Genomic DNA, 12,315 nt, shown 5'->3' on the forward strand with positions numbered 1-12,315 from the left:
CTTACGGCAAGCGCCCCGCGGAGACAAACTCCCTGGGGCGTTTCGCTTTCCACCACCTCCCTAGAATTGGTCACTGTGACAACGCCAGAGCTGCCCACCCAGTACACCCCGGCCGACGTCGAGACCCGGAGCTACGAGCGCTGGGTATCCGAAGGCTATTTCCACGCAGACCCGGGCAGCCCGCGCGAGCCGTACAGCATCGTCCTCCCCCCGCCCAACGTGACCGGTGTCCTGCACATCGGGCACGCGCTCGACCACTCCATCCAGGACGCGCTCACCCGCCGTGCCCGCATGCAGGGCCACGAGACGCTGTGGCTGCCCGGCATGGACCACGCCGGCATCGCCACCCAGAACGTCGTCGAGCGCGAGCTGGCCAAGGAGGGCCTGTCGCGCCACGACCTCGGGCGTGAGGCGTTCGTGGAGCGCGTCTGGCAGTGGAAGGAGGAGTCCGGCGGCCGGATCCTGGGCCAGATGCGCAAGCTCGGTGACGGTGTCGACTGGTCGCGCGAGCGCTTCACCATGGACACCGGCCTCTCTCGGGCCGTCCAGACCATCTTCAAGCGGCTCTTCGACGACGGCCTGATCTATCGGGCCGAACGCATCATCAACTGGTGCCCCCGCTGCCTCACCGCGCTGTCCGACATCGAGGTCGAACACAGCGAGGACGACGGCGAGCTCGTCTCCATCCGCTACTCCGACGAGATCGTGGTGGCGACCACCCGCGCGGAGACCATGCTCGGCGACACCGCCGTGGCCGTGCACCCCTCCGACGAGCGCTATGCCCATCTGGTCGGCACGCTCGTCGAGGTGCCGCTCACCGGCCGGCAGATTCCGGTGGTCGCCGACGAGCACGTCGATCCGGCCTTCGGCACCGGCGCGGTCAAGGTGACGCCGGCCCACGACCCCAACGACTTCGAGATCGGCCGGCGGCATTCGCTGCCGTCGCTGACCATCATGGACGAGCGCGGCGTGATCACCGCGCACGGACCGTTCGAAGGGCTCGACCGGTTCGAGGCGCGACCCGCCGTGGTCGCCGCGTTGCGCGCCGAGGGCAGGATCGTCGCCGAGAAGCGCCCCTACGTCCACTCGGTCGGCCACTGCTCGCGCTGCAAGACGGTGGTCGAGCCGAGGCTGTCGCTCCAGTGGTTCGTCAACGTCTCGCCGCTGGCCAAGGCCGCGGGCGACGCGGTGCGCGACGGCCGCACCCGCATCCACCCGCCCGAGCTGGCCAAGCGTTACTTCGACTGGGTCGACGACATGCACGACTGGTGCATCTCGCGCCAGCTGTGGTGGGGGCATCGCATCCCGGTCTGGTACGGCCCGGCCGGCGAGGTCGTGTGCGTGGGCCCCGACCAGGATCCGCCCGCCGGCTACGTCCAGGACGCCGACGTGCTCGACACCTGGTTCTCCTCGGGCCTGTGGCCGTTCTCCACGCTCGGCTGGCCGGACGCGACACCGGAGCTCGCGCGTTTCTACCCGACCTCCGTGCTGGTCACCGGCTACGACATCCTGTTCTTCTGGGTCGCGCGCATGATGATGTTCGGCCTGTACGCCATGGACGGCGAGCCGCCATTCCGCGTGGTCGCTCTGCACGGCATGGTCCGCGACCAATACGGCAAGAAGATGTCCAAGTCGTTCGGCAACGTCGTCGACCCGCTCGACTGGATCGAGCGCTTCGGCGCCGACGCCACGCGCTTCACGCTGCTGCGCGGCGCCAACCCCGGCGCCGACGTCGCGGTGAGCGAGGAGTGGGCGGGCGGCTCGCGCAACTTCTGCAACAAGATCTGGAACGCCACCCGCTTCGCGCTGATGAACGGCGCGACCACCGGCTCCCTCGACGGCCTGGACCTGACGGCGGCCGACCGGTGGATCCTGTCCCGGCTCCAGAGCGTGATCTCCACGGCCGACGCGGCCTTCGAGGAGTTCGAGTTCGCCAAGGCGTCCGATCTGCTCTACCACTTCGCGTGGGACGAGGTCTGCGACTGGTATCTGGAGCTGGCCAAGATCCAACTCGGTGAGGGGCTGGAGCACACGCGGCTCGTGCTGGGTCACGTGCTCGACACACTGCTGAGGCTGATGCACCCGCTGGTGCCGTTCGTCACCGAGGAGCTGTGGCGGGCCGTCACGGGCGGCGAGTCGGTCGCCGTGGCAGCATGGCCGCAGGTCGATGCCGCCCGGACCGATCCGGCGGCCGAGGCGGAGATCGTCGCCCTGCAGGAGCTGGTGACGGAGGTGCGCAGGTTCCGTTCGGACCAGGGGCTGAAGCCCGGCCAGAAGGTGGCCGCGCGGCTCGGATTGACCGGCACGGCTCTCGCCGCGCAGGAAGGGGCCATCCGCTCACTCCTGCGGCTTACGGAGCCGTCTGACGCCTTCTCCGCCACTGCCCGCTTCACCGTGGGCGGAGTGACCGTGGAGATCGACACCGCCGGCGCCATCGACGTGGCGGCCGAACGTAAGCGGCTGGAGAAGGATCTGGCGGTCGCGCGCAAGGAGGCGGCTCAGGTCGCGGCCAAGCTCGGCAACGAGCAGTTCATGGCCAAGGCGCCCGAAGATGTCGTCGCCAAGGTCAGAGGGCGTGCCGAGCAGTCGGCGGCCGACATCGCGCGGCTCGAAGCGCAGCTCGCCGGCTTGGGTGTTTGAGCGAGACACACCGGGGGAAGACCTATTCGTTACCGAAGTTGGGTCTTCCCCCGCACCAGGACTGCTAGAGTCTTCAACGCGGGGCAAGTTAGCCCGGCAAAACCCAGTGATCTCTCCCGAACTTCGGGCTGTGTCCGTGTGTGATTGGACATGAGTCAGAAGTTCAGGTAAGTTAGCGGGGTTGCCCGGAACGTACCGGATCGGCCGATTTGACAAGGATCGCGCGGATCTGATAAACTGGGCGAGACGAAATGTGCGCCTCTCGCAGGTTGGGGAGTACGCGTCCGTTTCTTGAGAACTCAACAGTGTGTTAAAAGCCAGTGCATGATGCACAACCCCGTCATGTCTGCGCCTCTGGGTGTAGATGATGATGGATTCCTTTTATATGGTTGGGATTTCTTTCCCTTCAGACATTGTTTGGAGAGTTTGATCCTGGCTCAGGACGAACGCTGGCGGCGTGCTTAACACATGCAAGTCGAGCGGAAAGGCCCTTCGGGGTACTCGAGCGGCGAACGGGTGAGTAACACGTGAGTAACCTGCCCCTGACTCTGGGATAAGCCCGGGAAACTGGGTCTAATACCGGATACGACCGCCTCCGGCATCGGATGGTGGTGGAAAGTTTTTTCGGTTGGGGATGGGCTCGCGGCCTATCAGCTTGTTGGTGGGGTAGTGGCCTACCAAGGCGACGACGGGTAGCCGGCCTGAGAGGGCGACCGGCCACACTGGGACTGAGACACGGCCCAGACTCCTACGGGAGGCAGCAGTGGGGAATATTGCGCAATGGGCGGAAGCCTGACGCAGCGACGCCGCGTGGGGGATGACGGCCTTCGGGTTGTAAACCTCTTTCAGCAGGGACGAAGTTGACGTGTACCTGCAGAAGAAGCGCCGGCTAACTACGTGCCAGCAGCCGCGGTAATACGTAGGGCGCAAGCGTTGTCCGGAATTATTGGGCGTAAAGAGCTCGTAGGTGGCTGGTCGCGTCTGCCGTGAAAGCCCGCAGCTTAACTGCGGGTCTGCGGTGGATACGGGCCGGCTAGAGGTAGGTAGGGGCAAGTGGAATTCCTGGTGTAGCGGTGAAATGCGCAGATATCAGGAGGAACACCGGTGGCGAAGGCGGCTTGCTGGGCCTTACCTGACGCTGAGGAGCGAAAGCGTGGGGAGCGAACAGGATTAGATACCCTGGTAGTCCACGCTGTAAACGTTGGGCGCTAGGTGTGGGGATCTTCCACGATCTCCGTGCCGGAGCTAACGCATTAAGCGCCCCGCCTGGGGAGTACGGCCGCAAGGCTAAAACTCAAAGGAATTGACGGGGGCCCGCACAAGCGGCGGAGCATGTTGCTTAATTCGACGCAACGCGAAGAACCTTACCAAGGTTTGACATCACCCGGAAACGTGCAGAGATGTGCGCCTCTTCGGACTGGGTGACAGGTGGTGCATGGCTGTCGTCAGCTCGTGTCGTGAGATGTTGGGTTAAGTCCCGCAACGAGCGCAACCCTTGTTCCATGTTGCCAGCACGCTCCTTCGGGGGTGGTGGGGACTCATGGGAGACTGCCGGGGTCAACTCGGAGGAAGGTGGGGATGACGTCAAGTCATCATGCCCCTTATGTCTTGGGCTGCAAACATGCTACAATGGCCGGTACAGAGGGCTGCTAAACCGTGAGGTGGAGCGAATCCCTAAAAGCCGGTCTCAGTTCGGATTGGGGTCTGCAACTCGACCCCATGAAGTCGGAGTCGCTAGTAATCGCAGATCAGCAACGCTGCGGTGAATACGTTCCCGGGCCTTGTACACACCGCCCGTCACGTCACGAAAGTCGGCAACACCCGAAGCCCGTGGCCCAACCAGCTTGCTGGGGGGAGCGGTCGAAGGTGGGGCTGGCGATTGGGACGAAGTCGTAACAAGGTAGCCGTACCGGAAGGTGCGGCTGGATCACCTCCTTTCTAAGGAGCACCGATCGGATGACGGAAGTCATCGATCTACGCTGTGCCTGCGAGCGAACGTCTCGCACACGGCAAGCTCATTAGTGGAGCACTGGCTACTCAACCGGTTCCGGTCTTCCGGGCCGTTGGTACCGCCGCTGGAGACAGCGGAGTGGGAAGACGCGTCCTGAGACGATCTGAACTGGTTGGACACACTGTTGGGTCCTGAGGAAACGGACCTGGGACTGCGACCGCATCCCACCACCCACGCCAGTGGTTGCCCGCAAGGGCTGACCTCCTGGCGCCGGGTCGGCGGGGTGGGACGTCGGCGGAAGTCGGCGCCCTTGAGCGGTGGGCAGTCCCGTGGTTTGTGGATACCTCATGCAGGGCCGCCTTCTGTCACATCGCATCGATCCTTCTCCCTCCAGGGGGAGCGGGGTGGTTGGTCTGGTGGCGGGTGGGGTTGGTTGCTGTTTGTTGTTTGAGATTTGCATAGTGGACGCGAGCATCTTTGTGGCCAAGTTTTTTAGGGCACACGGTGGATGCCTTGGCATCAGGAGCCGATGAAGGACGTGGGAGGCTGCGTTAAGCCTCGGGGAGTCGCCAACCAGACGTTGATCCGGGGATGTCCGAATGGGGAAACCTAGCACCAGTCATGTGGTGTTGCCTCCGCCTGAATGTATAGGGCGGTTGGTGGTAACGCGGGGAAGTGAAACATCTCAGTACCCGTAGGAAGAGAAAACAAGAGTGATTCCGTGAGTAGTGGTGAGCGAAAGCGGATGAGGCTAAACCGGGCGTGTGTGATAGCCGGCAGGCGTTGCATGTCCGGGGTCGTGGGACCCTCTGGGTCGATCTGCCGATCGGCCAAGGAGTGATAAACCTTTGAGGTAGTCGAAAGCTCTGGGAAGGGCTGCCGTAGACCGTGAGAGCCGGGTAGGCGAAATCTTGAAGGCTTCTTGAGGGGATCCCAAGTAGCACGGGGCCCGAGAAATCCTGTGTGAATCTGCCAGGACCACCTGGTAAGCCTAAATACTCCCTGGTGACCGATAGTGCACGAGTACCGTGAGGGAAAGGTGAAAAGTGCCCCGGTGAGGGGTCGTGAAATAGTACCTGAAACCGTGTGCCTACAAGCCGTAGGAGCTTACATCAGCTTGCTGGTGTGTGATGTGACTGCGTGCCTTTTGAAGAATGAGCCTGCGAGTTATGGTGTGTGGCGAGGTTAACCCGTGTGGGGGAGCCGTAGCGAAAGCGAGTCTGAAGAGGGCGTTTGAGTCGCATGCTGTAGACCCGAAGCGGAGTGATCTACGCATGGGCAGGTTGAAGCTCAGGTAAGACTGGGTGGAGGACCGAACCCACCAGGGTTGAAAACCTGGGGGATGATCTGTGTGTAGGGGTGAAAGGCCAATCAAACTCCGTGATAGCTGGTTCTCCCCGAAATGCATTTAGGTGCAGCGTCGCGTGTTTCTTGCCGGAGGTAGAGCACTGGATGGCTGATGGGCCCGACAAGGTTACTGACGTCAGCCAAACTCCGAATGCCGGTAAGTGAGAGCGTGGCAGTGAGACTGCGGGCGATAAGGTTCGTAGTCGAGAGGGAAACAGCCCAGATCACCGACTAAGGCCCCTAAGCGTGTGCTAAGTGGGAAAGGATGTGGAGTCGCAGAGACAACCAGGAGGTTGGCTTAGAAGCAGCCACCCTTGAAAGAGTGCGTAATAGCTCACTGGTCAAGTGATTCCGCGCCGACAATGTAGCGGGGCTCAAGTACACCGCCGAAGTCGTGGCATTGACTCCCATGTGGGGTTGATGGGTAGGGGAGCGTCGTGCAGCCGGTGAAGCAGCGGAGTGATCCAGTTGTGGAGGCTGTGCGAGTGAGAATGCAGGCATGAGTAGCGAATCGAGGGTGAGAAACCCTCGCGCCGGATGACCAAGGGTTCCTGGGGCAGGCTAATCCGCCCAGGGTAAGTCGGGACCTAAGGCGAGGCCGACAGGCGTAGTCGATGGACAACGGGTTGATATTCCCGTACCCGCTTCAATGCGCCCATATCGAACCTCGTGATGCTAAGAGTCCTTAAGTCCTCTGATGTCCTTCGGGACTAGGGGTGAGGCTGAACGCTCGATCCGATCGGGTAGTAGGTAAGCGATGGGGTGACGCAGGAAGGTAGTCCAGCCCAGGCGATGGTTGTCCTGGGGTAAGCATGTAGGGAGTGAGGTAGGCAAATCCGCCTCGCATGAATCCTGAGATGTGATGCCGAGCCGATTGTGGTGAAGTGGATGATCCTATGCTGCCGAGAAAAGCCTCTAGTGAGTGTTGTGGCGGCCCGTACCCTAAACCGACTCAGGTGGTCAGGTAGAGAATACTAAGGCGATCGGGTGAACTGCGGTTAAGGAACTCGGCAAATTGCCCCCGTAACTTCGGGAGAAGGGGGACCTCTGCTGGTGATCAGGCTAGCTCTGTGAGCTGGTGGGGGTCGCAGTGGCCAGGGGGAAGCGACTGTTTACTAAAAACACAGGTCCGTGCGAAGTCGTAAGACGATGTATACGGACTGACGCCTGCCCGGTGCCGGAACGTTAAGGGGACTGCTTAGCCGATCTTCGGGTTGGCGAAGGTGAGAACTTAAGCGCCGGTAAACGGCGGTGGTAACTATAACCATCCTAAGGTAGCGAAATTCCTTGTCGGGTAAGTTCCGACCTGCACGAATGGCGTAACGACTTCCCCGCTGTCTCAACCGCAGACCCGGCGAAATTGCACTACGAGTAAAGATGCTCGTTACGCGCAGCAGGACGGAAAGACCCCGGGACCTTCACTACAGCTTGACATTGGCGTTTGGAGCGTCTTGTGTAGGATAGGTGGGAGACTGGGAAGCTCGGACGCTAGTTCGGGTGGAGTCATTGGTGAAATACCACTCTGGTCGTTTTGAACGTCTAACTCTGGTCCGTGATCCGGATCGGGGACAGTGTCTGGTGGGTAGTTTAACTGGGGCGGTTGCCTCCTAAAGGGTAACGGAGGCGCCCAAAGGTTCCCTCAGCCTGGTTGGCAATCAGGTGTTGAGTGTAAGTGCACAAGGGAGCTTGACTGTGAGACTGACGGGTCGAGCAGGAGCGAAAGCTGGGACTAGTGATCCGGCATCGGCGTGTGGAAGCGGTGTCGCTCAACGGCTAAAAGGTACCCCGGGGATAACAGGCTGATCTTCCCCAAGAGTCCATATCGACGGGATGGTTTGGCACCTCGATGTCGGCTCGTCGCATCCTGGGGCTGGAGTAGGTCCCAAGGGTTGGGCTGTTCGCCCATTAAAGCGGTACGCGAGCTGGGTTTAGAACGTCGCGAGACAGTTCGGTCCCTATCCGCTGCGCGCGCAGGAGACTTGAAAGGGGCTGTCCCTAGTACGAGAGGACCGGGACGGACGAACCTCTGGTGTGCCAGTTGTACCGCCAGGTGCACGGCTGGTTGGCTACGTTCGGAAGGGATAACCGCTGAAAGCATCTAAGCGGGAAGCTCGCCTTGAGATGAGGTCTCCCACCATGAGAGTGGGTAAGGCTCCCGGTAGACGACCGGGTTGATAGGCCGGAGGTGGAAGCACGGTAACGTGTGGAGCTGACCGGTACTAATAGGCCGAGGACTTGACCACAAAGCATCTTGCTCGCGTCCACTATGTGATTCTGAAACAGCAAACGCGTGTGTGTTTGACAGTTTCATAGGGTTACGGCGGTTATGGCGGGAAGGAAACACCCGGTTACATTCCGAACCCGGAAGTTAAGCTTCCCAGCGCCGATGGTACTGCACTCGGGAGGGTGTGGGAGAGTAGGTCACCGCCGGACAATCTTTGGTTACGGGAAAGGGCTCCACGTTTGTGGGGCCCTTTTTCGCGTTGTGGGGCCTTACGCATTCTGCGTGGGGCCCTTTTTTGCGTTATGGGGCCAGGCGCGTCTCCGGCAGGTTTCGCACTGCTGCGGTATGATTTGGAAGGTTTGCTAGCTGGCAATCTGTCGACTCACCCAGGAGCCGAGGTGGCTCTGCCCGTTCATCCCGCCCGGCCAGGCGTCGACGATCAGCCGGCCGGTGGCGCTCTCTTACGCCTTCAGATCCTGGGCCCGTTGCGGGTGTGGCGCGATGGTGTCGAACTGGATGCCGGCCCCCGGCAACAGGCTTATCTGCTGGCCCTGCTTCTGGCCCGGGTGGGCAGGCCGGTCAGCACGAGTGAGCTGATCGACCTGGTCTGGGACCACGAGGTCCCCAACAGCGCGCTCAACGTCATCCAAAAATACGTCGGCGCATTGCGGCGACTGCTCGAACCCGCGATCCCCGCCCGTAAATCCGGCTCATACCTGCACCACCGCAACGGCTCCTACCAGTTCACCGCCGCCCCCGGCACCCTGGACCTCCGCACCTTCCGGGAACTCGTCGAGACCGCCAAGACGGCCCTGGCACGGCAACGCCTGGAAACGGCGCTCGATCGCTATGTCGAAGCGCTTGGCCTCTGGCGGGGCCGTGCGGGCGACGGGTTCACGCACCGATCGAACGCGCTGCCGACCTTCGCCGCCCTCGACGACGAGTTTCACGCCGCGTGCACCGAAGCGGCCGAACTGGCGGTGTCGCTGGGCCGACCGGCGAGGGTGCTGCCGGCGTTGCAGCTGGCCGCATCGATGGCGCCGTTCCACGAACCCGTACAGGCCGGCCTCATCTCCATCCTCGGGGCGGCGGGACGCCAGGCGGAGGCACTGTCGGTGTTCCGCGAGGTCCGCGCCCGCCTTGCCGACGAGCTCGGTATCGATCCTGGCCCGGAGCTGCAAGCCGCACACCTGCGAGTGCTGTCGCAGCCCTCGGCGTCGCCGCTCGTGGCGCGTACGGACGGTGGGGATGACGGCGCGTCGGCGCGAACGGCAGCCGGGCTGGTCGGCCGGGCCGAGGAACTCGCCCTACTGCGGCAATCCATCGAGATCGCGTTCACCGGCCGCCCAGCGCTCCGTATCGTCGAAGGCGAGCCGGGCGTAGGCAAGACCCGCCTGGTACAAGAGATCGCCACCGAAGCGAGCCGGCGTGGCGCGCTGGTCGTCTGGGGTTCGTGCCTGGAAGGCGACGGAACACCGTCGATGTGGCCCTGGGAACAGACGCTCCGCCCGATTCTCGACAGCCTGCCCGCGCCGCTGCGGGAGAAGTGGCTCGCCAGTGAGCTCGGCAGTCTCCTGGAATCGCGAGACGACTACGCCGCCGCGCCGGCCATTCCCGACACCGGTGCCCAGTTTCGCCTGTTCGAGCAGGTCGTCACCGCCGTTGGGCAGGCCTCGGCGCAACGGCCCACGCTGCTGATCGTCGATGACCTCCAATGGGCCGACGTTGCCTCGCTCCAGCTGTTCGGCCACCTGACGGCCCGGCTACCCGCCGGCACGGTGATCATCGGTGCGCTACGCGATCGCGCACCCACACCCGGCTCTGATCTGTCGCGGGTCCTGGCCGCGGTCAGCCGGCTGCCCGGCCACCGCAGGATCCGGCTCGGCCCGCTCGGCTTGACCGACGTGACCGAGCTCATCCGCCGAGAGACCGGCCACGATCCCGGTGCCGAAGTCGCCCGCGGCATCCATGCCCGCACCGCCGGCAATCCGTTCTTCGTCCAGGAGCTGTCCCGGCTGCTCAGCGACGGCGGCTCGCTCGGCGACGGCGGCGCGTCAGTACGGGCCGGGGTGCCGGCCACCGTGCGAGACGTCGTCCGCGATCGGATGTCCGGTCTCGACGACAGCGCTCACGGCCTGCTGCGCATCGCCGCGGTCATCGGCCGCGACGTGGACCTCGACCTGCTCGCCCGCGCGATCGGCGTCGATGTCGCGGACTGCCTCGAACGCCTCGAACCGCTGCAAGCACTCGGTCTCCTGGAGACCGAGCCGGAAGACCCGTTCTCGTGGCGCTTCGCGCACGACCTGGTCCGCGAGTCGGTCACCGAGACCATTGCGCAGCGGCAGGCCGTCCAGCTGCATCTGCGCGTCGCCGACGCCCTCGAACACATCCATGCGGACGACGAGTCCGTCGCCGAACGCCTCGCCTACCACCTTCGGGGCGCCGGCCCCTTGGCCGACCCGGTTCGCACCGCGGAGGCACTGGCGCGCGCTGGTCACCGCGCGGCGACCAAGCTCGCGTTCGCGGCCGCCTATCGGAACCTGGAATCGGCCGTCCAGATCGCCCGGACGGCAGGGCTGCTGGAGCTGGAACTGTCGGTCCTGTCGCTGCTCAACCTCCTTGCAGTCGAGCCCCCGGGAATGGGCGGCTCGACGTTCGAACTGCTGGAACGGGGCGCATATCTTGCCCGCAGACTCGGCCGCGAGACGGCCGAGGCCGAGTTTCTCTTCGTTCGGATGACCGGGGCCTACGTCTCCACCGAGAAAGATCGTGGGGTGTGGGCTCGCCGGCTGTATGAGCAAGGCCAGGCGTCCGCGAACCCGATCATCCAGGCGTACGGCCGGCAGGCCTGGGGCCTGTACCACTGGGACATCGGCGACATCGGCGCGGCGTATCAATGTTTCAGCTGGGTAGGCCGTACCACTGCGGACGGCATTGCCTCGCTGCTCGCGAACTCGGCCGACCCACACCCGGAGCCGGCTCAGGAAAGCATGTACCACCTTGCCTGCCGGGTCGGGGGCGTCCCGGTTCGACGCCGCGACGACCTCGGACGTTGGCGGATCCAGGATGAGTGGGTCGGTTATCTGGCCGTGATCACCACGCTGCATGGCGATGTCGAGACGGGGCGGTCCCTGCTCGGCACGGTGTACCAGGCCGAGGGAGACCCCTTTGAGATGTCGGGCTGGACCCGCTACCAAACCATGGCCGCCACGATGGCCGGTGACACGACCTGGACGATGCACGCGACCGAGCGGTGGGTCGCGGTCAGCGCCGACCGTCCCGGCGTCGCGCAGGAAGCCTACATACGGCTGGACTGGTACTGGGCCCGTGCCCTCACCGGCGACGACCCGGCCGGCACCGCGGCCAAGGCCGAACATCTCCTGGCCGCGACCCTGCTCGACCCGCCGAGATGGGGCCTCGCCTACTGGTACGGACTGATCGCCGAGATGTGGCTGGCAGCCGAGATGCCCGACAAGGCCGCGACCGCCCTCGACCGGGCCGACGAGGCCGTCAAGGCCCACGGCCAACGCTATGCCGAAGGACTTCTCCTGCTGCTGCGCGCCCGCCTGCTGCACGCCCGCGGCGAACCCATCGACGTGGTGCGAGCCGCCGCCGACGAAGCCCGCGCCCGATCCGGCGAACGCGGGGCCCACCTCTTCGCCCGCCGCGCCGAGAGGTTCCTGGCCGATCTCGACCAGGATCCGGGAGGATGTTGATCGCGATGCGGCGAGATGGGGTCGGCTACGCGTCGGCTATTCGCGTTGTGTTGCGGAGCAGGCCCAGGCCGGCCAAGCCGGCCGCGGTGTCCAGGATAGTCTCCTCGATCGGCCGGGGCCGCCAGCCCAGAGCCTCACGCGCTTTCGCGCTCGACGCCTGGCGTGCCACGCCCAGGTCCGGAACGACCGTCGCGAGGCGAGGGCTCACCAGCGCGCCGAGGCGGATCGCCCAGTTCGATGCCGTCCCGGGTCGGCACTCGGCGGGCCGCCGGGCCGAGCCGTACCCGCAGCAGGTTCGCGATCTCCGGCAGCGACATCACCCCGGCGGCGGCCAGGAACCGCTCGCCCGCAGTACCCGGCTCGACCATCGCGCGCAGGTGCAGGTCCGCGACGTCGCGCACGTCGACCACTCCGAAGATCACGCGTGGAATGGCAGT

The 12,315-nt window shown here is 64.2% G+C and carries 3 protein-coding genes and 3 rRNA genes; 5 read left to right on the forward strand and 1 reads right to left on the reverse strand.

What is annotated here, in order from left to right:
- The first annotated feature begins 66 nt into the window (after positions 1–66).
- The 5 genes from ACQP2T_RS15005 to ACQP2T_RS15025 all read left to right on the forward strand — a co-directional run bounded on the left by ACQP2T_RS15005 (position 67) and on the right by ACQP2T_RS15025 (position 11,878).
- A complete protein-coding gene (locus ACQP2T_RS15005) occupies positions 67–2,640 on the forward strand; it encodes a valine--tRNA ligase (protein WP_433516755.1) in 2,574 nt (857 codons plus the stop codon).
- Positions 2,641–3,054: 414 nt separating this feature from the next.
- Positions 3,055–4,578 (forward strand): 16S ribosomal RNA (locus ACQP2T_RS15010).
- Positions 4,579–5,072: 494 nt separating this feature from the next.
- Positions 5,073–8,181: ribosomal RNA gene (locus ACQP2T_RS15015) — 23S ribosomal RNA — on the forward strand.
- A 73-nt stretch (positions 8,182–8,254) separates the two neighbouring features.
- Positions 8,255–8,371: ribosomal RNA gene (rrf, locus tag ACQP2T_RS15020) — 5S ribosomal RNA — on the forward strand.
- The 16S, 23S and 5S rRNA genes sit together here, the layout of an rRNA operon.
- Positions 8,372–8,560: 189 nt before the next feature.
- Positions 8,561–11,878: a BTAD domain-containing putative transcriptional regulator gene (locus ACQP2T_RS15025; protein ID WP_433516756.1), complete on the forward strand. Its 3,318-nt coding sequence runs from the start codon at positions 8,561–8,563 to the stop codon at positions 11,876–11,878.
- Between the two features lie 134 nt (positions 11,879–12,012).
- Here ACQP2T_RS15025 and ACQP2T_RS15030 read toward each other — a convergent pair whose 3' ends face one another.
- Positions 12,013–12,300 (reverse strand): hypothetical protein, encoded by a 288-nt coding sequence (locus ACQP2T_RS15030; RefSeq protein ID WP_433516757.1) that lies wholly within the window; start codon positions 12,298–12,300, stop codon positions 12,013–12,015.
- Between the last annotated feature and the right edge of the window lie 15 nt (positions 12,301–12,315).

It is taken from the genome of Nonomuraea sp. CA-143628 (genome assembly GCF_050942315.1).
Classification (GTDB): domain Bacteria; phylum Actinomycetota; class Actinomycetes; order Streptosporangiales; family Streptosporangiaceae; genus Nonomuraea.